Origin of the sequence: Streptomyces javensis (assembly GCF_039525925.1) — a bacterium.
In the GTDB taxonomy this organism is placed as follows: domain Bacteria; phylum Actinomycetota; class Actinomycetes; order Streptomycetales; family Streptomycetaceae; genus Streptomyces; species Streptomyces asiaticus.
Map to the genome: position 1 here is coordinate 51,472 of NZ_BAAAIF010000030.1, position 22,894 is coordinate 74,365.

Annotated in this window: 20 protein-coding genes; 12 read left to right on the plus strand and 8 right to left on the minus strand. The window is 71.4% G+C overall.

Annotated features, from left to right (window positions below; translation table 11 throughout):
- Nucleotides 1-20 precede the first annotated feature (20 nt).
- Nucleotides 21-1,577 carry an alpha-L-arabinofuranosidase B gene (locus tag ABD329_RS25295; RefSeq protein ID WP_198275731.1) on the minus strand — a complete coding sequence of 519 codons (1,557 nt, stop codon included), beginning with the start codon at nucleotides 1,575-1,577 and terminating at the stop codon, nucleotides 21-23.
- Between the two features lie 207 nt (nucleotides 1,578-1,784).
- Here ABD329_RS25295 and ABD329_RS25300 point away from each other — a divergent pair, with 207 nt between their 5' ends.
- Nucleotides 1,785-2,393 carry a 3'-5' exonuclease gene (locus ABD329_RS25300; RefSeq protein WP_198275730.1) on the plus strand — a complete coding sequence of 203 codons (609 nt, stop codon included), beginning with the start codon at nucleotides 1,785-1,787 and terminating at the stop codon, nucleotides 2,391-2,393.
- A gap of 152 nt (nucleotides 2,394-2,545) precedes the next feature.
- Nucleotides 2,546-3,301, plus strand: a complete 756-nt coding sequence (locus ABD329_RS25305; RefSeq protein ID WP_198275729.1) for a dienelactone hydrolase family protein — start codon at nucleotides 2,546-2,548, stop codon at nucleotides 3,299-3,301.
- 65 nt (nucleotides 3,302-3,366) lie between these two features.
- On the opposite strand, the gene ABD329_RS25310 is transcribed toward ABD329_RS25305, so the two are convergent.
- Nucleotides 3,367-4,269, minus strand: a complete 903-nt coding sequence (locus ABD329_RS25310; protein WP_198275728.1) for a serine hydrolase — start codon at nucleotides 4,267-4,269, stop codon at nucleotides 3,367-3,369.
- A complete protein-coding gene (locus ABD329_RS25315) occupies nucleotides 4,266-5,195 on the minus strand; it encodes a LysR family transcriptional regulator (RefSeq protein WP_198275727.1) in 930 nt (309 codons plus the stop codon). The genes ABD329_RS25310 and ABD329_RS25315 overlap by 4 nt, the downstream gene beginning before the upstream one ends.
- A 173-nt stretch (nucleotides 5,196-5,368) precedes the next feature.
- Here ABD329_RS25315 and bla point away from each other — a divergent pair, with 173 nt between their 5' ends.
- Nucleotides 5,369-6,325 carry a class A beta-lactamase gene (gene bla / locus ABD329_RS25320; RefSeq protein WP_198275726.1) on the plus strand — a complete coding sequence of 319 codons (957 nt, stop codon included), beginning with the start codon at nucleotides 5,369-5,371 and terminating at the stop codon, nucleotides 6,323-6,325.
- An 18-nt stretch (nucleotides 6,326-6,343) separates the two neighbouring features.
- Here the strand turns inward: bla and ABD329_RS25325 are convergent, their stop codons facing one another.
- The gene (locus ABD329_RS25325; protein ID WP_198275725.1) at nucleotides 6,344-7,105 is read right to left on the minus strand and encodes a sulfite exporter TauE/SafE family protein; all 762 of its coding nucleotides are present in this window, start codon (nucleotides 7,103-7,105) and stop codon (nucleotides 6,344-6,346) included.
- Nucleotides 7,106-7,189: 84 nt separating this feature from the next.
- Here ABD329_RS25325 and ABD329_RS25330 point away from each other — a divergent pair, with 84 nt between their 5' ends.
- From ABD329_RS25330 to ABD329_RS25345, 4 genes are all read left to right on the plus strand, one after another.
- Nucleotides 7,190-8,113 (plus strand): LysR family transcriptional regulator, encoded by a 924-nt coding sequence (locus tag ABD329_RS25330; RefSeq protein WP_198275724.1) that lies wholly within the window; start codon nucleotides 7,190-7,192, stop codon nucleotides 8,111-8,113.
- 74 nt (nucleotides 8,114-8,187) lie between these two features.
- Nucleotides 8,188-8,931, plus strand: a complete 744-nt coding sequence (locus tag ABD329_RS25335; RefSeq protein ID WP_198275723.1) for a hypothetical protein — start codon at nucleotides 8,188-8,190, stop codon at nucleotides 8,929-8,931.
- Nucleotides 8,928-9,773 (plus strand): alpha/beta fold hydrolase, encoded by an 846-nt coding sequence (locus ABD329_RS25340; RefSeq protein ID WP_198275722.1) that lies wholly within the window; start codon nucleotides 8,928-8,930, stop codon nucleotides 9,771-9,773. The genes ABD329_RS25335 and ABD329_RS25340 overlap by 4 nt, the downstream gene beginning before the upstream one ends.
- 100 nt (nucleotides 9,774-9,873) lie before the next feature.
- Nucleotides 9,874-10,698, plus strand: a complete 825-nt coding sequence (locus tag ABD329_RS25345) for a helix-turn-helix domain-containing protein (protein WP_198275721.1) — start codon at nucleotides 9,874-9,876, stop codon at nucleotides 10,696-10,698.
- Nucleotides 10,699-10,755: 57 nt separating this feature from the next.
- On the opposite strand, the gene ABD329_RS25350 is transcribed toward ABD329_RS25345, so the two are convergent.
- Nucleotides 10,756-11,205 carry an RrF2 family transcriptional regulator gene (locus ABD329_RS25350; protein ID WP_198275720.1) on the minus strand — a complete coding sequence of 150 codons (450 nt, stop codon included), beginning with the start codon at nucleotides 11,203-11,205 and terminating at the stop codon, nucleotides 10,756-10,758.
- A gap of 177 nt (nucleotides 11,206-11,382) precedes the next feature.
- Here ABD329_RS25350 and ABD329_RS25355 point away from each other — a divergent pair, with 177 nt between their 5' ends.
- The gene (locus ABD329_RS25355) at nucleotides 11,383-12,501 is read left to right on the plus strand and encodes an NADH:flavin oxidoreductase (RefSeq protein ID WP_198275719.1); all 1,119 of its coding nucleotides are present in this window, start codon (nucleotides 11,383-11,385) and stop codon (nucleotides 12,499-12,501) included.
- 124 nt (nucleotides 12,502-12,625) lie between these two features.
- Here ABD329_RS25355 and ABD329_RS25360 read toward each other — a convergent pair whose 3' ends face one another.
- Nucleotides 12,626-13,969, minus strand: coding sequence for a cellulase family glycosylhydrolase (locus ABD329_RS25360; RefSeq protein WP_198275718.1), 1,344 nt, complete (start codon nucleotides 13,967-13,969; stop codon nucleotides 12,626-12,628).
- Nucleotides 13,970-14,126: 157 nt separating this feature from the next.
- On the opposite strand from ABD329_RS25360, the gene ABD329_RS25365 reads away from it, so the two are divergent.
- Nucleotides 14,127-14,516 carry a TraR/DksA family transcriptional regulator gene (locus ABD329_RS25365; RefSeq protein WP_198275717.1) on the plus strand — a complete coding sequence of 130 codons (390 nt, stop codon included), beginning with the start codon at nucleotides 14,127-14,129 and terminating at the stop codon, nucleotides 14,514-14,516.
- 5 nt (nucleotides 14,517-14,521) lie between these two features.
- Here the strand turns inward: ABD329_RS25365 and ABD329_RS25370 are convergent, their stop codons facing one another.
- A complete protein-coding gene (locus ABD329_RS25370; protein ID WP_309142637.1) occupies nucleotides 14,522-15,448 on the minus strand; it encodes an SDR family oxidoreductase in 927 nt (308 codons plus the stop codon).
- 213 nt (nucleotides 15,449-15,661) lie between these two features.
- Between ABD329_RS25370 and ABD329_RS25375 the strand changes: the two genes are divergently transcribed.
- The 3 genes from ABD329_RS25375 (at nucleotide 15,662) to ABD329_RS25385 (ending at nucleotide 21,867) form a co-directional block, all read left to right on the plus strand.
- Entirely contained in the window at nucleotides 15,662-16,597 is a 936-nt protein-coding gene (locus ABD329_RS25375; RefSeq protein WP_198275715.1) for a D-alanyl-D-alanine carboxypeptidase family protein, read from the plus strand.
- Nucleotides 16,598-16,795: 198 nt separating this feature from the next.
- Nucleotides 16,796-20,599, plus strand: coding sequence for a tetratricopeptide repeat protein (locus ABD329_RS25380; protein WP_198275714.1), 3,804 nt, complete (start codon nucleotides 16,796-16,798; stop codon nucleotides 20,597-20,599).
- A gap of 305 nt (nucleotides 20,600-20,904) precedes the next feature.
- Complete coding sequence (locus ABD329_RS25385) at nucleotides 20,905-21,867, plus strand: alpha/beta hydrolase fold domain-containing protein (RefSeq protein ID WP_198275713.1); 963 nt, start codon at nucleotides 20,905-20,907, stop codon at nucleotides 21,865-21,867.
- 22 nt (nucleotides 21,868-21,889) lie between these two features.
- Here ABD329_RS25385 and ABD329_RS25390 read toward each other — a convergent pair whose 3' ends face one another.
- On the minus strand, nucleotides 21,890-22,849 hold the full coding sequence (locus ABD329_RS25390) for a LysR family transcriptional regulator (protein ID WP_198275712.1): 960 nt from the start codon (nucleotides 22,847-22,849) through the stop codon (nucleotides 21,890-21,892).
- Nucleotides 22,850-22,894 lie beyond the last annotated feature (45 nt).

Genomic DNA, 22,894 nt, shown 5'->3' on the forward strand with positions numbered 1-22,894 from the left:
CGGGTCCGTCTTGCGGCGGGTTACGGCGTCCAGGGACCGGACACTCGCCAACTCACATCGTCGGCCCATGACGTGGCGCTGTCGAAGGGGTTGGACCCTCCGTTGGAGGCGATGTAGACCTTGTTCTCGTAGTGGCGGATGAACCGGTCGGGGTAGTTGTAGGACGCGAACGAGGTGCCCTGGCCGTTCTTGCCGGTCTGGGGGCAGAAGGTGGCATCGGCCCGGAAGACGGCGGTGCCGTCCATCGGCTGCCGGAGCAGCCGGTAGTCGTAGTGGCGCAGGAAGTCGCCGGGGTAGTTGCGCGACTCGAACGACACACAGGAGGCGTTGGCGAGGCCGCGGCGGACGATCCAGGACGCGTCGCTCTTGTCGAGCGCGGAGCTGCCGGAGGACACCACGGAGGTGACGGCGCTGTTGGCCTGGTGGCGGACGTAGCGGTCGGTGTAGCCGGGGGTGGTGGCGCGCAGGGACATCGTCGAGCCCGCGTCGAGGGTGCCGCCCGCCACGGGGCTGGGCGCGCCGTAGCCCACGGAGACGACGTTGGCCTGCACGGCGTCGTCGGCCGCGTCGGTCGGCAGGCCGCTGGTCATCACGCCCTCGAAGAACGAGCCGATGGACCCGTTGCTGTTGTCGCCGCCCGTCCCGAGGACGATGGAGCCCTCCTGGTGCATCGGTGAGTAGCCCGGCCTGGACGGCTCAGGGCCCGCGTACTGGGTGGTGAGCCTGCCGGACTGGGCGTTGCCGTCCTTGAGGGCGAAGTAGTTCTGGCCGTTGTTCTTCAGCAGGGCGGTGACGAAGGGCGCGGAGTTGCCGGTGTTCGAGGGATTCTTGCTGTAGCCGCTGTCCGACTGGAACAGGCCGTTCTCCAGGTCCGCCTGCACCCAGGGACCGGATCCGCCGCACGGCGGGAACCAGCACTCCGTACCGAAGTTGATGGCGTCCATGTGGCCGTTGCCGGTGTCGGCGATCCGCACCTCGGCGTTGCCGTAGTCGAAGCAGCACAGGCCATTGACATGGGTGCCGGAGGTGACCATGTACATCCCCTCGGGCTGGCCGTTGACGGCGACACCGGAAGCCGCGGTGTGGCGGTAGCCCATGCGGCCGGAGAAGGACGCGCCGTAGACCTGGTGGCCGCCCGCGGTCACGGGTAACGCGTCGGCGGGCACACCGGAGTTGGCGGGGCCCGCGGTGCCGGCCGGTTCGATGGGCATGTGGTTGTGGCGCGGTGACTGGTCGTAGATGACGTTGATGACGCAGGTGGTTCCGGCGCAGAAGGAGTCCTGCCGGGCGGCGTCGGCGTAGCCGCCCGCCGTCAGCGTTCCCACGTCGGTCACGGCGCTGTCGGAGGCGCGTTTCAGCTGGTAGAGCGGGCCGTTGAAGGAGGCGTAGAGGGCCCGGGTGGTGCTGTGCGCGGCCACGCAGGGCGTACCGGCCGCGGCGTAGATGTCGCACGGCAGGGAGGCCGCGGCCTGGGATGTCCCCGTGCCGCCGGCCAGCAGCCCGAGGACGAGGGTCGCTGTCGCACCCACCGACAGCAGCGCTCTTCTCACCCTCGTGAGAGCAGAAGGAACCTTCATGGTGGTGCCCTTCCCGTCGGAATGTCAGGGGCATGTCATCGCTCATGCGCCCATTGCGCGTTCGACATATCGAACATTGACCGTGAAATCGAACCTGACGGTAGGACTGGGGACCGTCGGCGTCAATGGCCGTGCGCGGAGGAGTAGCCTCCTGTGCGGCGACTCGTAGGGTTCGTTCGCCCCCACCGCCTATCGAGGAGAGACCGTTTGTCGACGTTTGTCGTGTTCGACCTTGAGTTCACCACATGGCCGGGAGCGCTTGAGCAGGACTGGTCGGAACCGGGGCAGCTTCGCGAAATCGTCCAGATCGGCGCGGTGCGCGTCAGCACCGGCTCTTCCGCCGGCGCCCACTCCGTTGTCGAGGAATACGAGGCGCTGGTCCGACCGGTCGTCAATCCTCGGCTGTCCCCGTTCTTCACCGGCCTCACCGGCATCGACCAGCGGACCGTGGACCGCGAGGGAGTCGCGCCCGCCGAGGCGATCGGTGACTTCCTGGCGTTCTGCCGGGGGCAGTCCGCTCTCTCCTACGGCAATGACATGGTCGTCCTCGGGGAGAACGTGGGGTGGGCCCGGGCCCGCGGCGAGGAGGTCAAGAACGGCTTTCTCACCACCCCCTTCCTGAATATCCGGCCATGGCTGAACGCCCTCGCGCCGATGACGGCCTCGACCAATTCCGGTCGGCTGTGGGAAGCACTCGGCCTGCCCAAACCCGCGGCCGGCAAGGAGCATTCGGCGCTCTTCGACTGCTATTCGATCGCCGCGGCGATCGGACACCTCTGCGCCGGTGGGGCCACCCTGCCCGAGGGGTGCCTCTAGGAGCCGCTCCGCCCTAGTGGTGCCTCCAGAAATGGAGCGAATCGGCCGGCGTGGCGCCTGACGCGCTCACAGCGAGTGGCACGATGGGCCGGAGATCTTGCTCGGCGGTGCTCGCGCGCTGTCCGGTGCGCATCGAGGAAAGGAACCCCCACATGACCGCAGTGCGCGGAACAACCGTGGACATCCCCACCCCGGACGGCATCGCCGATGCCTATCTGGCCCATCCCGACGACACCGACCGCCACCCGGCCGTTCTGCTGTACATGGACGCGTTCGGTCTCCGGCCCCATCTGTGCGGGATGGCCGACCGTCTGGCCGCGGCCGGTTACACCGTGCTGGTGCCCAACGTGTTCTACCGCCACGGGCGCGCTCCCGTGGTGGAACTGCCCGACTTCCTCGACCCGACGGCGCGTTCGGCGGTCTTCGAGCACATCGCCCCGATCGCGCAGGAGCTCACTCCCGAGCGCGCCATGCGCGACGCCGGCGCCTATCTCGACTGGCTGGCCTCCTGTGCGCAGGCCGCCGACGGACCCGTGGGCATCACCGGCTACTGCCTGGGCGCAGGGCTGGCCCTGCGGACCGCCGGAGCGCACCCCGGTCGTGTCGCCGCGGCCGCCGGTTTCCACGGTGCCTTCTTGGCCACGGAGGCGACGGACAGCCCGCACACGGTGGCCGGGCAGATCACCTCCGAGCTGTACTTCGGACACGCGGACCAGGACCAGGCCCTTCCCCCCGAGCAGATCGAGCGCCTGGACAAGGCCCTCGACGAGGCCGGTGTCCGCCACCGCACCGAGGTCTACGCGGGCGCTCAGCACGGCTTCACCCAGGCCGACACCTCCGCCTACAACGCCGAGGCCGCCGAGCGCCACTGGGCGGCCCTGCTCGACCTCTTCGGCCGCGCCCTCTGACCGTGGTGGGCCATGGCCGGTGACCGGCGGCCCCGGGCCGGTCACCACGGTCCGGTCACCACCGGCTAAAGCTGCCGGAGGTGGTCCCGCAGGGTGCGGGCCACCTGCGCCATCAGGGCCTCGGCGCCGGGCTGGCTGTTGGCGGGCACCAGCGACTCGGTGAGCACGGCGACGGCGAACACCTGGCCGTCGGAGTGCTCGACGATCCCGATCTCATGGCGGAGGTTGAGAAGGGTGCCGGTCTTGGAGGACCAGGTGGTGGCGTCGGAGCTGAAGTCCGGGGCGAGTCGGTGCCGCAGCACGTTGTGGGCCATGAGGTCGCGTACCCGCAGCGCCACTTCGGGGTGGATCTTCGACGGTGTCCACAGCGCCTGGAGCAGTTCCACCCAGGCGCGTGCGCTGCCGGTGTTGGCTCGGGTGGTGTCGAGTTGTGGCACCCGATGGCCGCGGCCGCTGGTGCCGGCGTCGATGGCGAGGGCGTGGGCGAGATGCGCCTGTTCGGCGTCGAAGCGCTCCACGGGGGTTTCGCTCAGTTCACGCATACCGTGCCGGACGGTGATGCCACGCAGCCCGAGCTCATGGAGGATCTCGGCCACCTGGGCGGGCGGGGTGAGGTCGAACAGCGCGTCGGCCGCCGTTCCGTCGCTCACACAGGTACTCAGGTAGAGCAGATCGTCGACCGCGATCCGGACGGGGTGGCGGAACCGGCTCAGCCCGGTGGGGCCGGGCGTGGTGATCCGCCCGGGTGGCACATCGAGCATCGTGGCTCCATCGAGCTCGCCACGCCGGATGCGCTCCACCGTGGCCAGTGCGAGCGGGACCTTGACCAGGGAGGCGGAGGGCAGCTGGGTGTCCGGGTCGATCCCCAGCTCGTCCCCGGTGTGGAGGTCCCGTACGAGCAGACAGCCGTGCAGACCGCCGTCGCGCAACTGCCCGCGCAGATCGCTCAGCAGTGGCTCGGTGCTCATGCCTCGGCTCCTTCCGCGGTGTCCGCCCGATCGCCCGCTTCCCCCGTGCCCGCAGAGGTGCCCGCGCCGAGGCAGCGGGCGATGGCGCCGCCCAGGCGCCCCTCGAGGTGCTGGGGATTGCCGTCCGCCGCGGCGGCGAGGGCGAACCCCCGGCTGAGCGCGAGCTCACCGATGGGCCGCCACGTCAGGGCGAGTTCCTCGGCCTGGGCGGGAGAGCACAGCAACAGGTCGTGGGTGCAGAGGACTTCGGCGGCGGCGGTCGTCAGATCGGTGGCGGCCACGAGCTGTGCGGGCCGCAGACCGACCGCGTCGCGCAGCCGGGTGAGCGGGTCGCGGATATGCGGCACATCGTCCTCCGGCTGGATCCATATCCGGCGGGCCGGGCCCCGGGCGGACCGGCCGACCCGCAGCGTCTCGAGATAGACCCGCCGCACACCGGGATCCCGCACTCCGGCGAGCCCGAGCGGCACGGACCATGTGGCCTCGTCCGCGGGCACCGCGAGCAGGGCGGCCCGCACCTGCTGGGCGTGGATGAGCTCCAGGCGCCGCGCGGGCGCCGCCACGCGGAGGTCGAGGGTGACCCCGTGCCCCCGCGCCTCGGCGACGAGGTGGGCGAGACCGGCCGTGGAGCAGATGCCGGGCACCGCGAGCCGCCACGGCTTGCGCCGGGCCGCCTCCGCCTCGTGCAGAAGCACATCGGCCGCCTGTACGAGCTGTCTGGCCACCGGCAGCATCTCCCGCCCGAACGGGGTGAGGACGGCCCGCCGCGAGGTGCGCTCGAAGAGCTGCTCCCCGAAGCGCTCCTCCAAAGCCGCCACGCGACGGCTGGCCACCGACTGCGACATCCGGGCGGCGGCCGCCCCGACGGTGAAACTCCCCCGCTCGCTCACGCTGACGAACGCCCGGCACACTCCCACCAGATCCACAACCGCACTCTATGCCAGATCGGCATGAAGAAGCGCATGAGCGTATTGGACCGCATAGCCGCCCGACGGCGAGGGTGATCCCAACGCCGATGACCACGCCCCGGAAGCGGGCGTCCGGTCATCCCATCCCGTGTGCGCCCCGCGTGACGGGGACCCAACCGGAGGTTCGGACCATGCGATTCACCCGTACCCGGCACACCGCAGTCAGCGCGCTCGCCACGCTCGCGCTGCTCGTCCCGCTGACGGCCTGTAGCGAAGGGGATTCCTCGGACGCGTCGGCGCCGTCGAGCTCCTCGTCCATCTCCGCCGAGAGGGCGAGTACGGCGAGTACGGGCGCGGACGCCAAGGCGGCCACCGGCGAGTTCAAGAAGCTGGAGCACTCCTACGACGCGCACCTGGGGGTGTACGCGATCGACACCGGCACCGGACACGAGGTGGCGTACCGCGACGGCGAACGGTTCGCCTTCGCCTCCACGTTCAAGGCGCTGGCCGCCGGTGCCGTACTGCGGAAGTACAAGCTGAGCGGGCTGGACCGGGTGATCCGGTACTCCAAGGACGATCTGGTCGACAACTCCCCCGTGACCGAGAAGCACGTGGACACCGGGATGAGCCTGGGCGCGCTGTGCGACGCCGCCGTCCGCTACAGCGACAACACCGCGGCGAATCTGCTCTTCGACCAGCTCGGCGGGCCAAAGGGCCTCGACGCCACCCTCGAGAAGCTGGGCGACGACGTCATCCAAATGGAGCGTATCGAGCCGGAGTTGAGCCGATGGGTGCCGGGCGAGACGCATGACACGACCACCCCGCGGGCGATGGCCAAGGACCTGCGCGCGTTCGTCCTCGGCGATGTCCTCGGCAAGGGGGAGCGCGCACAGCTCACGAAGTGGCTGCGGACCAACACCACCGGGGACGAGCTCATCAGGGCCGGAATGCCCAAGGGCTGGCAGGTCGGCGACAAGACCGGAAGCGGCAGCTACTACGGCGCCCGCAACGACATCGCCGTGGTGTGGCGGCCCGACGCCGCCCCCCTCGTCATGGCGATCATGTCGTACCGCGGTGACAAGGACACCCCGTTCGACAACAAGCTGATCGCGGACGCGGCGTCCGTGGTGGCCGACACGATGTCGTAACCCGATCGGCCGGGCACCTCAGCCGCGCAGGAAATACAGGACCGTCATGGTCACGGCGGTGGTCAGGATGACGGCCCGCAACAGCCACGCGGGCAGACGGCGGGCGATCCGCGCCCCGGCCACACCACCGGCCACCGCCCCGACCAGCATGGCGACGAGCAGCCGCGGCGCGCCCAGCGCGTCCGAGGCGATGAGGAACAGCCCGGTCGCGCTGAGGTAGATGGCCGTGATCTGGGCGACCCGCATCGGGTTGCCGGTCGAGGTGTCGAGGCCGAGACCGATGCTCCACACGGCCAGCATCATGATGCCTACGGCACCGCCGAAGTATCCGCCGTACACGGCGAGGAGGAACTGGCCGAGCAGGACGGCCCGGGGACTCATGCCGACCGCGTGGCCCCTCGCCTCGCTCACCGCGCGGGAGACGCGGCGCCCGAAGGCGAGGACCACCGTGGCGAAGGCGAGCAGCCAGGGCACGGCGGCGTCGAACGACACCGCGGGCAGCGTCAGCAGCAGACCGGCGCCGAGCCCGCCACCGAGCACACTGACCGTCGTCAGGGCCCGTGTGGACGTGTCCCCGACCGGGGCGAGATCGCGCCGGTACACCCACGCGCTGGCCACGCTCCCGGGGACGAGGGCCACGGTCGAGGACGCGTTCGCCGTCACCGGGGGCAGACCGGCCGCCACCAGGGCGGGGAGCGCCACGAAGGTGCCGCCGCCCCCGACCGCGTTCAACGCCCCGGCGGCCACACCCGCCAGCAGAACGAGCAATGTCTCGGACACCCGCCGAGCATGGCCCCTCGGCCCCTGGGCCCACAATGCGTGATCCGCGTAGCGAGCCCAAGGCTCTGCCTTAGGCTCGTCAGGGTGCGGTACGACCTGGACGACCTGCGGCTCTTCCTTCACATCGTGGCGGAGGGCTCGATCACGGCGGGCGCTCGCCGGATGCATCTGAGCCTCCCGTCGGCCAGCGCGCGGGTGCGCTCGCTGGAGCACCACGCGGGCGTGGACCTGCTGATCCGCGGACGGCGGGGGGTGCGCCCCACCCCGGCGGGGACGGCGCTGGCCCGCCACGCACGGGACGTGCTCGCCCGAACGGCGCGCCTGGAAAGCGCCGTGGCGAGCTACGCCCGGCCGCCGACCGCCCCGCTGACCCTGCTGGGCGGCGGCTCCGCGCTGCACCGCCTGGTGCCACGGGCGCTGGTCTCGTTCCTCCGCGCACACCCGGACGTCGACGTCGAGGTGTCCGAGAGCCGCACCCCACGAACCGTGCGGATGCTCGCCGACGGCGAGGCGGACCTGGGCGTCGTCCTCGACCGCGAGGCCCGCGACTGCGGCCTCACCATGGAACCCCTCGGCGACGACTCACTGGTGGTGATCGGCCAGTGCGGCGGGATCCTCGCGGGGCGTACCGAAGTGACCTACAGCGAGGTGGCCGAGCATCCGCTCGTGGGGCTCGACGCCGGTTCCTCGCTGCGCCGCTGGATCGAGAAGAACCTCGGTCCGCACGCTCCGGCGGTGCGCTACCGCACCACCGTCGCCCACCTCAACACCCTGGTCTCCCTCGCGGCCGCCGGTGTCGGACTCGCCGTCGTGCCACGCCGTGCCATCGCCCCGTACCAACCGCTGGACGTGTGCGACCTCCGCGATCCCTGGGCCCGCCGCCACCATCTGCTGGCCTGGGGCGCCAAGGCCGGGGCAGCGTCCACCGCCACCGCGGCACTCGCCGAGCATCTGCGCCGCGCTGCCATGTCCGAGCCGGACGGGGGCGAGGGCCTTCCGGCCCAGTAGGGTGCCGTCGCCGGGAGCGGCAGCCGATGGAGCCGACGGAGCCGACGGAGCCGATGGAGCCGACGGGAGAGATCGTGCCACGCAATGTTCGCCCGCCTCTGGGGCGGCTGGCAGTCCTCACGTGCACGTCCGTCCTCGCCGCCACGGGCTGTGGCGGCGACGGATCCGGCACTCCGAAGCCGACCGCCGGCGCGGGGCTGATATCCGTCAGCCGGGCCTGCGGTGGCCTGTTCGACGAGACCATCGCGAAGGAGGCCCGGGAGCCGAAAGGGCCCAGCGAGGTCCATCCGGTCAGGACCCCGAGCACCGGGCAGGTCGCCGAGGCGCTGCGGGAGGAGTCGGCCAGGAGGAGCACGCCCGAGGACCTCTGCACCTTGACGGACAAGGCCGGCGGCGAGGAGCTGCTCGCCATCACCGTGGCGTGGACTCCCCAATCGCCCCCAGCGGGCCGGTCGGTGCGCTACACGGCCACCGTCGGTCCGGAGGACGCCGGCAGGCTCCTCGCGTGTGACATCGGCAGCGGCGGCGCGACGGCATCGGGCGGGGACCGTTCCCTGGAGTTCGCCATGCGCGATCACTTCACCGTCAGCGACCACTCGCACGCCAAACTGCTCATCGCCTCGGCGAAGAAGATCACCGCGCGGTTGGACTGCCGGGAAGCTCCCGCGTATCCGGATCCCGAGGATGTGGCCCCGCCACCGGATCCGGGGCTCGCTAGCCCGGTACGCGATCCCGGTCGCGCCTGGCACAGCCGCGACAGCCACGACGACATATGTACAAGACCGACACCCATCGGCCCCCGCACCATCCCAGCATGAGTGAACACAGCGTTGAGCTCTCGCACGGGATGCATGTGGTCCACGACGGCCCTCGGCAGGCACCGCCACTGTTGGCACCGCCACTGTTGCTGATCCACGGCTCGGGGGCCTCGGGCGGCTTCTGGGGGCCGGTGGTCCCGGCGCTCGCCCGCCACCATCACGTCATCCGGGTCGACCTCCCGGGCTGCGGCCAGTCCCCGCCCGCGGCGTCGTACGACGTGCCCGCGCAGGCGGGTCAGGTGGCGGCGCTGCTCGATGGCCTCGGCCTGCCTCCCGTGGTCGCGGTCGGGCACTCCAGCGGCGGCTACGCCGCCACCGCGCTCGCCGAACTCCGCCCCGACCTGGTGAGATCGCTCGCGCTGATCAGCAGCGGCCCGAGGCTTGACGCCCTCCTGCCGCAGCCGCTGCTCCTCCGGGCCCTGATGGCGCCACCCCTCGGCCCGCTGCTGTGGCCGAGACGTTCGGACGCGACGATCCGGAGGGGGATCAACGCGACGTGCGCTCGCCCGGTGGACCTGCCCGACGATGTGGTCGCCGACATACGGAACATCACCTACCGCGCGCTCAGGACCTTGCTGCGCCGGAACGCCGCGTACATCACCGAGCGGAGCGTGCCCGCGCGGCTGGCCGCCCTCGAGGTGCCCGTACTGGTGATCTTCGGCGCCGCCGACCCCCGTTGGGAGCCCTCGTCGGCACGCCAGTACGAGGTGGTGCCGAACGCGCGGGTCGAGTTGCTGCCCGGCGTCGGGCACCTACCCATGTTCGAGGAGCCGGGGGCGACCGGCACACTGCTGCTGGGCTTCACGGCGACGGGCGTTGACGCCGCGCCCGTGACGCCCTGAGACCTAGACTGGCCGTGTGATGCCGGGAGGGACGCCATTCGACTGGGCAGCGGTGGACGTCGCGGTCCCGCGCCCGCCAGATCGGCTGCCGGGGGTCAGCATGGCCGGGTTCCGCCAACGCGTCCCCGCACCGGTGGACATCGCCATGGTCGCGCACCCGTCCGTCACCCTGCTGGTCGACCTGAGCGAGGGAGAGGGCCTCGTCTACGACGCGCACGGCCGGCACGGGCGCGGCAGCGTCGTCGTCGGGCTCCACCCCGGCGAGCTCCGGGCGGGCGGCCGGGTGGGCGAATGCCTCCAGATCCGGCTGGAGCCGGTCGCGGCTGCCGCGGTTTTCGGTGCGTCGACCCAGCTCAGCGGGTCGGTGGTACCGCTCGAGGACGTCTGGGGCCCAGGCGCCGGGCGAGCCGAGGGCAGGCTGCGTGCCGCCGCGTCGTGGGACGAGCGGTTCGCGATCGCGGTGGACATCCTCGGCCGATGGCTGGGGACTCGCCCGCCCGTCGCCCCGGAGGTCGCCCACGCCTGGCGGCTGACGCTCACCGGCCGGGGGCGGGTGCGGGTCGAGCGCCTGGCGGAGGAGGTGGGCTGGAGCCGCAAGCGCCTGTCGGCCCGCTTCCGGTCCCAGCTCGGCATCACGCCCAAGCACGCCGCTCGACTGGTGCGGTTCGACCACGCGGCCCACCTTCTCGCGGCGGGTCACGCCGCCGCAGGCGTCGCCACCGAGAGCGGCTACGTCGACCAGTCCCACCTCCACCGCGAGGTCAAGGCGTTCACCGGGCTCACGCCCGCGGCCGTGGCCGCCGCGCCGTGGCTCGCGATCGACGACGTCGCGTGGCCGGCTTCATCGCCGGTGTGGCCGGCTTCATCGCAGGCCCGGAAGCCGCCCGCGGCGATCGCGGGGGCGCGACGAACCTCATCGCCGTGACACGGCACACCCGTCGCCGCCGACCACGCGACGGATGAACACCGGGCCGGGCCCGGATCAGCCCTGCCAGGTGTGCCCGGTGCAGAGGCGGCGCAGCTCACCCACGCTGTCCGCGAGCGTGCGGTCGCCCAGCGACTCGAGGACCGCATTCTCGGCCTCGGCGGTGAGCGTGGCGAAGTACTCACCGGCGTGCGCGGTCACCGGGCACACGGGCGCCACCCCCGGTGAGGGGGCGAACAGGGGCTTGTCACCGACGGCACAGCGATAGATCTCGGCCAGGGTGATCCGGTCGCTCGGCCGCCCCAGCCGCGCCCCACCGGTGCGGCCCTTGACGCAGACCACCAGCCCCTCGTCCGTCAGCGGGACGAGGAGCTTCCGGACCAGGCTCGGGTTGGCGTCGAGTTTATGGGCCAGCTCGGCGGAGCTCAGCGGCCCGTACCCGTTCTCGGCGGCCACGGCGAGGAACAGCATCACCTGGAGCGCCCGGGAAAACCGGATGTCCAGCACCTTCTCCACCTCCGCCCGCAGATCGGGGCACAGCCTACTCGACGGTGCCGTTCCGCTCTCACCTAAAGAGCAATCGCTACAGTTGCAGTTTACGCCGTGAAAACTGTACCTTTCAGACTCACACTTTCGAGGCTCGGGGGAAGCCTCCTCGGAACGACACGTCTGGAGAGCGACACCGTGAACACCCGCCTGGCCGCGGCACTGTCCCGCCCGTTCACACTGGGTTCGGCCAAGCTGCCGAACCGGATCGCCATGGCACCGATGACCCGTGGGCACTCCCCCGACGGCATCCCCGGTGCGGACGTCGCCGCGTACTACGCGCGCCGGGCGGCGGCGGGGACCGGCCTGATCATCACCGAGGGCACCACCGTCGACCACCGGTCCGCCGGTTACCTCGACGGCGTCCCCCGGTTCCACGGCGAGGAGCAACTGGCCGGGTGGCAAAAGGTCGTTGACGCCGTGCACACCCACGGTGGCGCGATCATGCCCCAGCTCTGGCACGTGGGCATACAGCGCACCGCTGGAGCGCCGCCGTTCCCCGACGCCCCGTCCATGGGCCCGTCCGGAATCTCGCTGGACGGCACGCCCGGAGCGGGCGAGACGATGACCCTCGCCGACATCGACGACATCATCGGCGCCTTCGCGAAGGCCGCGCGGGCGGCCGAGGAGATCGGCTTCGACGGCGTGGAGCTGCACGGCGCACACGGCTATCTCATCGACCAGTTCCTCTGGGAGCGCACCAACCGGCGCACCGACGCCTACGGCGGCGATCCGGCCTCCCGGACCACGTTCGCCGCCGACCTCGTGGCCGCCATCCGCGAGCGGGTCGCGCCCGACTTCCCGGTCGTCCTGCGGTTCTCCCAGTGGAAGTCCGAACAGTACGACGTCCGGCTCGCCGAGAACCCCAAGGAGCTGGAAGCCGTGCTCACGCCACTGGCGGAGGCCGGGGTCGACGCGTTCCACGCCTCCGGGCGGCGCTACTGGCAGCCGGAGTTCCCCGGCACGGGGTCGGACCTGAACATCGCCGGATGGGCGAAGAAGGTCACCGGCAAGCCGGTGATCACCGTCGGCTCGGTCGGCCTGGACAGCGCCTTCCACCCCGGCTCCCTCTCCGGCGCCAACTCGGCCGTGGAGTCCCTCGACCGGCTCCTGGAGCCTCTGGAGCGGGATGAATTCGACCTCGTCGCGGTCGGCCGCGCACTGCTCGCCGACCCCGAGTGGGCCGACAAGGTCCTGACCGGCCGGGTGAGCGAGCTCACCCCGTTCAGCCGGGACGCGGTGGAGTCCCTGCACTGAGACCCGCACCGATCCCCGCACCGAAGGGGACGACGCCGGCCAGCACGGGGGGATCTGGCCGGCGCCGGGCACGGGGTGCGCAAATTAGTTTAACATTTCACGACTGCACCCCGCGTTCCCGGTGCTAGCCGGTGGCGCAGGCGTCGCCGTTGAGCGTGAAGGCGGTCGGCGCGGCGTTGGTGGCGCCCTTACCTGCGGTGAAGCCGAGGGTGACCGAGCCACCGGCGGGGATGGTGGCGGTGTACGAGGCGGGGGTGACGGTCACCGCGGCACCGCTCTGCCGCGGCGTGCCACCCCACATGCTGGTGATGGTCTGGCCGTTGGCGAAGCCGAATCCCAGCGTCCAGCCGCTGATGGCCGCGGCGCCGGTGTTACGGATGGTGATCTCGCCCTGGAAGCCACCGCCCCATTCGCCCGCCACTCGGTAGCCGACCGAGCAGCCGGCGCCGGAGCCGCCGCCGTAGATGGTGGCCTCGCGGGAGGTCTCGGCGATGCCATCGGGGCCGTTGAAGACGCGCTTGCCCCAGTCGGTGAGCCTCGCCGGGTCGAAGTCGGTGGCCAGGTCCAGGACGGGATCGGTGTTGCCGCTCCAGGACCAGGCCAGATAGCCCAGCTTCAGCCGCTGGGCGGTGGCCATCATGGTGTTCTCGTCCGGATCGCCCCACTGGTCGGCGGGGCCGCCGAACTCACCGATGAGGATGGGCAGCCTGGCGCTCACGAAGGCGTTCAGATAGTCGGTGATCTCCTGCGCCGTGTCATAGACGCTGTACATGTGGATCGAGAAGATCAGGTTGCCGGTGGAGTCGGCGTCGTAGACGGTCCGCGCGTTCGTGCGCATCACGTTCTGGAGGTCCTGCCCCCAGTTGGGGGCGTCCACCATGATGGTGTGCTGGAACCCGGCGCTGCGCAGCTTCTGGACGGCGGCGACGGTGGGGGCGGTCCAACCGGCCGGGTCGGTGTTGCCCCAGGGTTCGTTGCCGATGTTGATGATGACGTAGCCCTCCTGGCCGGTGAGCACGCTCTTGAGGCCGATCCAGTAGTCGGCCGCCTGGTCGAGCGTGCCGGCCGCGGCGTCCTCGCCGTAGCCGGTGGTGTCGTGCACCTCCAGTACGCAGATGAGCCGGTTGGCCTTGCACTGGGCGATGATGGCGGCCACGTCCTCGGGGCTGTTCTTCGTCCAGCGGTGGCCGTTGGAGAGGACGACGCGGACGGTGTTGGCGCCCAGGGCCTTGATGTCGGCCAGCGACCGCGTCTCACCCGGATACCAGGTGTGGGCGTGGTTGACACCGCGCATCACGAAGTCGTTGCCGTTGCCCTCCAGCAGCCGGCCGTCGCCGATGTGCAGACCCGCGGCCACGGGGACCCGCGCGCGGGCCGGGTCGGCATGGGCGGTCCGGCCGAGGCCCGCGATCCCGAAGAGGCTGACCAACAGGGCGAGTAAGGCGGCCAAGGATCTCTTCCGTCTCATCATGACTCCAAGGAGTGAGCGCGCGATGGCGTCCGCAGTGGACGTACGGTCGATTTGGGAGCGCTCCCATCCATTGCATCGGGCCCGGGAGACGTCAAGACCCCAAGGGAAGGGCGGCAACCGGAATGCGGACCGGCGTACCGGGGTTATGCCGGTCATGAGCGATTCATCCGGCGATGCCGCTTTCTCTCCGGCCGAGCGCGAAGCCATCCGCGAACGGCTGGCGGCCGAGCGTGCCGAGACCAGCACACGGGTCGCTGCCCTGAACCGTGAGTTCGACGCGATCGTCGCGTCGAACGCCCTGGTGGCGGTGGACGACGAGCACGACCCGGAGGGGTCGAGCACCGCCTTCGAGCGAGCCCACACCGCCGCCCTGCTGGCCCAGGCCCGCGATCATCTGACCGCCCTGGACGAGGCGCTGGAACGGCTGGACCGCGACGACTACGGGCGGTGCGATGTGTGCGGCGAGCCGATCCCCGCGGAACGCCTGGAGGCGCGCCCCACGGCGACCACCTGCGTACGCTGCGCGACCGCCCACCCCCGCTGAGCGGCTCAGACGGCGGACCAGCTGTCGGGCCGCGAGCCGTCGGTGTCGGTGAATCCGTACTCCCGGGCGAGCTCGGCGGAGCTCACCGATCGCTGGTTCCACCTCGCCCGGCCGGGGTCGGCGGCCAGGGCCGCGACGGCGCGGCCGACGTAGCGCGGTGACTCGGAGGATCCGAAGGCTTCGGGGGCGGTCGGGCGGCCCTCGCCACGGTCCGGGAGCAAGGCGTCGCGCCAGTTGCCCTCGCCGACCCCGTACGCCTCCAGCATCATCTCCGAGCGCAGCCAGCCCGGTGTGACGGCGACGGCCGTCGCCCCGTGCGGCGCAAGCTCATGGCCCTGGGAGAAGGCCAGCCGGTTCACGGCGGTCTTGACCAGGTCGTAGAAGACCGAGATGCGGTAGCGCTCGGCGTTGTACGCGGCGGTGCCGTCGGTCATCTCCACGAGCAGCCCACCCGGCTTGCCGATCAGCAGTGGCAGCAGGTGGTGCGAGGTGATCAGGTGGGTGTCAAGACCGAGCCGGAGGATGCGCAGTCCGTCCTCGATGCTGTGCTCCCAGATCGGGGTGTTCCAGTCGGCTGGCCCGCCCTTGAGCCGCTCGGCGCCCCAGATGTCATTGACGAGCACATCGATGCCGCCGTGATCGTGGCGGATGCGCTCGGCCAGCCGCCCGACCTGCCCGGGGTCGAGATGGTCGGTCCGTACGGCGACACCGGTGCCACCGAGCCGTGTGACCAGCTCGGCCGTCTCCTCGATCGTCTCGGGCCGGTCGTAGTCCGACCCGCCCCCGCCCAACACGCTGCTGCGTCCGGTGCAGATGACGGTCGCTCCGGCCTCGCCCAGCGCGGCCGCGATACCGCGCCCGGCGCCACGGGTCGCCCCGGCCACCACGGCGACACGTCCGCGCAGCGCATCGTGATCGAGTGTCCCGTTCACCCCATGAGTGTGGCAGATCGCGGAGCAGCGGGCGCGGGCTCCGGGCCGGACGGGGCCGCCCCGGATCCGCCATCGGGTCAACGGCGCTGGTCCGGACACTAGTTGTTTCCCCAGAGCCACCGCGTGTCCGCCACCCCGAAGCATGACCGATTTTCGCCTGGTGAGACGATGCGCTCGCCCGAAACACACCTCAACAAGCGAAACGGAGGGCGAATGCATAAACGTCGTGGAACCGTGACCCGCCGCTGGAGAGTCGCGGCGGTCGCGTCCACGGTGGCCGTAGCGATCGCGGTCCCGGTGGCGATGGCCCAGGCTTCGGCCGAACCGCCACCGGAGGTCAGCGCCAAGGGCGCCTACCTGCTCGACACCGGTTCCAACAAGGAGCTGATGGCCAAGGACGCCGACACCAAGCGTCCGATGGCGAGCACCACGAAGATCATGACTGCCCTCGTGGTGCTCGAGACCCGAGGCCTGGACCTCAACCAGCAGGTCACCATCAAGCAGGAGTACCGCGACTATGTGACCAAGTCCGGTGCCAGCACGGCGGACCTGCAAACCGGTGACAAGCTCACCGTCAACCAGCTGCTGTACGGGTTGATGCTGCCGTCCGGCTGCGACGCGGCGATGGCGCTGGCCGACACGTTCGGCACCGGCGACACCACCGCCGAGCGGACCAAGTCGTTCATCTCCAAGATGAACGCGAAGGCGAAGGACTTGGGGCTGACCAACACCAAGTACGACTCCTTCGACGGTGTCTCGGCCGACGCCGACAACTACTCGACGCCCCATGACCTGGCGCAGCTGACCCGGCGCGCCATGGACAACGCGACGTTCGACACGGTTGTCAAGTCGGTGTCCACCAAGCAGGAGGCACCGGCGGCCAATGGCCACACCCGGTACTACTCCTGGGACAACACCAACCAGTTGCTGGGTTCGTACCAGGGCGCGATCGGCGTCAAGACCGGGACCACCACCCCCGCCGGCCCCTGCCTGGTGTTCGCCGCCAAGCGCGGTGACAAGACGGTCGTGGGAGTCATCCTCAACGACGCGGACCGTTACCCGGACGCGAAGAAGATGCTCGACTGGACGTACGACACCACCACCGAGGTGAAGTGGCGCCAGCTTCCCAAGGACGCTCAGCGGGACTGATCCACAAGCCCCGTGCGGCGACAGCGCGGTGCCCCGGCCGGACTCGCTCCGGCCGGGGCACCGGCGCTCGGGGCCGGAGTCAGCACATAGGAGCGATGTACCCCGATCGGGTGATATAGCGGGTACACACATCACAGGAGCCCGGCGCGGCCGAAGAATGACCTCGGGTCAGGCGGCGCGCAAAGGGGGAGTTCCGCGATGACGATGCCCGTGGCTGAGGAGATCACGGTCGACTGGGTCCACATCAGGGACACCATCCAGGTCAATGACGCACTGCTCGCCGAGATCAGGGCCGAGCTGACCCGTCTGCCACCCGAGGCGCGGCTGGCGCTGATCGCGCGCGAGGTGGTCCACGATCCCCAGTACGTCCTCACCGGACTCCCGGGGCACCCCCTCGTCGTGGTCGCCGAGACCTACCGCGGCAACGGCGGCGCGCTGGACAGCAGCGGCGCGCCAGGGGCCACGGGTGCGTACGGCGCCACCGGCCCGTCCGGTGTCGGCTACAACGGCATGGACGGCGGTCCCGGCGGACCGGGCGGCACCGGGGGCACGGGCGGCGCCGCCACACCCGTCACGGTGCTCGCGCACACCATCACCGACCTGCGGATCGCCGCCCGCGGCGGCCAGGGCGGCCAGGGTGGTTCGGGCGGGCCCGGCGGACGGGGCAAGAACGGCGCATACCCGCCCAACCGGCCCGGCGGGGACCCGCCCGACTCCATCCCGGGCGGCAACGGCGGCGCCGGTGGACCGGGGGGCACCGGGGGCGTCGGCGGACCGGCCGCGGAGATCGTGGTCGAGACGGTCGCGTACTCGGGCCTGTCGCTCGACGGGGCGGGCGGAGCGCCCGGCGCGGCCGGGTCCGGCGGCAGGGGCGGCACCGGAGGCAGTCACGGTGGCGAGAACGGGCCCGGCGGACCACCGGGCGCCACCGGGTCCACGGCCGGTGCGGGGGTGGAGCCGAGGCTCCTGGTGCACTCCGACGCCGACTGGTGGGGCGCGGTGCGGCCGCGCCTGGGCGGGCGCGCGGCGGAGTGGGCCCACTACCGGACGACGGTGGGCGAGTTCCTCTTCCGCTCCTACGCCCCGGGGCTGCCGGAGCGGAGCGGTCACCGCGACACCGCGGCCCATGAGTTCGGCCGGGCGCTCGCACTCGACCCGGGGCAGGAGCGGGCCGCCGAGCTGTCGCGGTACATCGCGACCAACCTCTCGCCCATCGGCCAGCCGTACAACCTCGACCTCATGCCGGACTTCCCGAACTTCGAGGACGTGGTCGTCGACTACGACGCGATCGTGCACGGCCGCTTCACCGACGCCATGAACCTGCTGCTCTCCGTCCTCAGCACCGGCCAGAAGCGTGACCTGCTGAAGACCGACATGGAGCAGCTGGCCGGTATGCGCGAGGTGCTGGTCCTGGAGGAGAAGGCGGCGGGGCTGGCGCTGGAGGGGGCCGAGGGCCGGCAGAAGATCATCAATCAGCAGATCGAGGAGGTCAACCAGCAGATCCAGCAGGTCCGCGAGGAGATGACCCGGCAGCGCATGCAGTTCCCACCGGGCAACGACCTCGGTCCGCTGGTGGGCGCGGCCATCGCGGTGGCCGCCGCCGCGTCCGCGATCGCCACCGCCGGTGCCACCGCCGTGGCGTTCGTCGCCGCGGCCGAGGCGATCGCCACCTCCAGCGCCTCGTTCGAGGGGTTCGACACCGCCACCGGCCGGTACGGCGAGGGTGCCTACCTCATCAACTACGTCGACTGGTCCAACCCCACCAGCCCCAAGCCCAAGCCGGAAGCCGCCAAGGTGATGGGCGGGCTGAGCGATCTCGTCAAGAAGAGCGCGAAGTTCATCGAGGCCGGGCGGACCATCGCGGAGCTGGCCTCCACCACGATCGACGGCAAGCTGGAGAGCAGGGAGCGGGACCTGGTGTCCCGCCACCTCGACCTGGTCCGGCAACTCGGCGTGCAGATCCTGGAAGTCCAGCAGAAGCAGCTGCTCAAGCGGGCGGCCCAGGCCAAGATCGCCCGAAATGAGGCCGACGTCGAGGCGATGCGGAGGCTCGACGGGGACTGGGCCTCCGACATCACCGTGCTCAGCGCGACCGCCCGCCGCCTGGTCACCCAGACCCAGTTCTATGTCGACGTCCTCATCCGGTACTCGTTCTACGCACACCGGGCGCTGGACATCTTCACCTTCGGCAACGAGGCCCCGGCCTACAGCTTCGACTGGGGCCATCTGCACCCGGACGAGGTGGAGAACGCCTATCAGCCGCTTGCCCGGGGCGATGCGAGCAGGGTGCCCGGCCTGTTCGACCGGTACCACCAGTCGTGGAACGCGATGCTCAAACTGGAGCCCCTGCGCACCAGGTACATGGAGTACAAGGCGTTCCTCGACCACACGGTGCGCTTTGTGAACATCACCGCGCCCGAGGTGCTGACCGCGCTGCGGACCACCGGGCAGGCGACGTTCACCGTCTCCCTCGACGGTTTCCCGGCCGCCTTCTCGGAATTCAAGATCGACCGGGTTCATCTGGGTCTGGTCGGGGCCACCGCCGAGACACCGGCCGTCGTCCTGTTCCTCCAGCACGGAGGCGCGGCCGTGAGCCGCCGCCGGAGCGGGACGGAGGAGCGTCCGAGCGGCCGCCCCCTGACCGCCACCGTGGAGGCCACGTTCGACCGGAGCGACCCGACCGACCCCGCGGATCCCCGGCCGTCCTACTGGGGCCGCAGCCCCGCCACGACCTGGACGGTCACCGTCGAGCCGACCTCGGCGCGGGAGGGCGGTCTGAAGCTGGACCGGCTGAGCGCGCTCCAACTCACCATCTGGTACTGGTACTTCACCGCGCCCGCCGGTGCCGCGCAGCCCGTCGCGCCCATGCCGGTGCGGGCCGACTACGACGGGGACGGCGTGGCCGACGAGGCCACCTGGTCGGCCGCCGAGGGCTCCTGGCAGATCCGGCCGTCGTCCGGCGCCGCGCCGCGCTCACTGCCCTGGGGACGGCCCGGCGACATCCCCGTACCGGCCGACTACGACGGTGACGGCAAGGCCGAACTGGCGGTGTTCCGGCCGGACAACGGCAAGCTCTACACCACCCGGGCGGACGGTGGTCCCGCCGCGGTCCACTACTGGCGGACCGCCGACTACGTCCCCCGGCCCGCCGACCTCCCCCGTATGCATCTGCTCGCGAACACGTTCCGGCAGCGCGCCGCCGTGCTGACGAACGCCGGTCGGCACGCCGAGGCCGTCGAGGTCCAGTTCCAGGCACGCGACGCGTATCTCCAGCTCGCCGCGGTGTCCGCCCCGGCCCGCCGGGACGTGGCCCAGACGCTGGTCGTCCTCGGGATGTATCTGTCCCGGGCCGGGCGCCATGACGAGGCGATCACGATCGGCCAGGAGGGCGTCGCCGAGTACCGGGCCATCGGGGACGAGGAGCATGTGGCCTGGGCGCTGGGAAACCTGGCGGCCCGGTTCTACGAGGCCGGCCGCCCCGCGGAGGCCGCGGAGGCGCAGCGGCGTGCGGTGGCCGCCTACCGGGTCCTGGCCGCGGCCAACCCCGCCTTCGAGACGGAGATGGCGAAGATGCTGGTGTTTCTGGGGATGTATCTCCAGCACGCGGGCCGCCACGAGGAGGCGGTGACGGCCGGACGGGAGGCGGTGGCGGTCTACCGTCGCCGTGCGGATCTGCCCAATCTGGCCTGGGCGTTGGGCAATCTGGGCGCCCTGTCGCAGTCCGCGGGCCGGCCCGGCGCGGGTGCCGACGCATGGCGGGAGGCGCGCGAGATCTACCAGCGGCTCGATGCCGCCGTGCCCGGCACCTACCGCCCGCTGCTGGCCATGGCCGCGTACCGGCAGGCGGCGCTGCTGGTGGCGGACGGGCGCCGCGAGGAGGCCCTGACCGCGGTCGAGCAGGCGGTGGTGCTGTACGAGGAGCTCGGCGCGGCCAACCCCGGCAAGTACATCGCCGAGACCGAGGCGGCCAGGAAGCTGAGGGACTCGCTGCGACCCGGGTGAGGCGGTCAAGGATCCGACACCTTGTCGCAAGCCCACGTTTCCCGGGAGTACGGAAGCGGAGGCGGGGAAAGCGATGATCGGGAGAGCCGAGGGTCAGGGGCGGGCGCACCGCGGCGAGCGGGGCGCCCGTCCCTGAGGTCTTCCTCCCTGAGGTCTTCGTCCCTGAGGGTCTTCGTCCCCGAGGGGCCAATCCCCGGGAGGCTTCGTCCCGTTCACCCGGCCTCTGTACCGGGCCTCGAGTGCAACTCGGCAGTCTGGGAGGACAGTTGGGGCAGCGGCCCCGCCGTCCTCGAACGGAGTCGACCATGGCCTTCACCCTCGACCCTGAGCTCGCCGCGGTTCTCCAGGCCCTCGCCGAACAGAGCGACCCCACTCCCCCGCCCGAGCGCGACGACTGGCGGACGCTGCGTGCCAGGGGCACGGCCTCGATGCGGTGGATGGCCTCACTGCTCCCGGCGTACCCGTCCGGCTATCCGCTGGTGAAGGCGTCCTCGCACAAGGTGCGGTCCGCGGACGGGGCGGAGATCCTCGTCCGCTGGTACGAGAAGGCCGAGTCCGCGCCGGGCTCCGCGGTCGTCTACGCCCATGGCGGAGGGATGATCGCCGGAAGCGTCGATCTCTATGACTCCGTGGTGGCCGGGTATGTCCAGGCCACCGGGGTGCCGTTCGTGTCCGTGGACTACCGTCTGGCCCCCGACGCGGCCACCGGCACCGGCCCTGTGGAGGATGTGTTCGCCGCGCTGGCCTGGCTGGGCGACCAGGCGCCCGAGCTGAGGGTCGATCCCCACCGCATCGCCGTCATGGGCGACAGCGCCGGGGGCGGGCTCGCCGCCGGAGTGGCCATCCTCGCCCGTGACCGGGGCGTTCCGCTCGCCCGCCAGGCACTGCTGTACCCCATGCTGGACGACCGCACTCTCGCCCCGGATCCCCGGCTGACCCCGTATGTGGCCTGGACCTGGGACGACAACTGGACCGGCTGGCATGCCCTGCTGGGTGCGGCGTTCGGGACCGACGATGTCCCGCCGCAGGTGGCGCCCGCGCGTGTCGCCACCGTCGAGGGCCTGGCACCGGCCTATGTCGAAGTCGGCGAGCTCGACATCTTCCGCGCCGAGGCCGTCAGCTACGCACAGCGGCTCGCCGACGCCGACATCCCCACCGAACTGCATCTGCACAGCGGGGCCATCCATGAGTACGACCGCCTCGCCCCCGCCTCCCGGCTCGCCCGCCGGGCCATGGAGGACCGCAGGCGGGTGATCTCCTTGCTGTGAGAGCCCGTCACCGGGGAGCCCGTCATGAGCCGGTGCGAGGATCCGGCACCACTGCCCGCCCACCCGCGTCCATGGCGTCGGTCCGCCGCGCCGCGGCGCTCTCCCGCAGCGAGCCGAGGAACGCCCCGGCGGCGGGAGTGAGGGCGTGGTCGGCCATGCGCACGAGCAGGATGCGGCGCACCGGCGCGGGCGGCCGCAGCGGCAGCACGCTGACGCCGGGGCGGATGCCCTCCAGGGCCAGGGTGGGGGCCAGCGCCACGCCCAGACCGGCGGCCACCATCGCCTGCGCCTCCTGGTAATCGTGGGCCTCATAGGCGATCTGCGGTTCGAAGCCGACCGCCCGGCAGCCGCGCACCAGGGCCTCGGCCACCGGATGGCGGTCGGCACGGGTGATCCACGAATCGCCGGCGAGATCGGCGAGCGTGGCGTCGGTACGGGTGGCCAGCGGGTGGCGGTCGCCGACCAGGAGGGCGGGCGGATCGTCCAGGAGCGGGGTGATGTCCACGTCCTCGCGGTCGATGCGGCACCAGTCGTAGTCCCACATCAGCGACATCTCGATCTCCCGGCTCTCCAGCATCGACCACAGTCCCGCGATACGGGCGCTGCGCACGGTCAGCCGCACGTCCGGGTGGGTGTCGCGGAAGGCGATCACGGCGGGCGGCAGCAGCGAGGCGCCGACGGTGGGGAAGGTGCCGATGCGCAGAGTGCCCGCGCGGAGCCCCGCGAAGTCGGCGAGCTCACTCTCCGCGGCCTTCAGCTCACGGGCGATCCGCTCCCCGCGGTCGGCCAGGGCGCGCCCGGCGTCGGTGAGGGTGACACCCCGTGCGTGGCGGTCGAGCAGCGGCTGGCCGGCCTCCGTCTCCAACCGGCTGACCTGCTGGGACACCGCTGATGGCGTGTAGTTCAGGGCGCGCGCGGTGGCCGTCACGGAGCCACGCCGGGCCACCTCGGCGAAGAGCAGAATGCGCCGGACGTCCAGCACGGCATCACCTCAAGCCTTCAGTTCTGCTTAATACCCCCACAGATT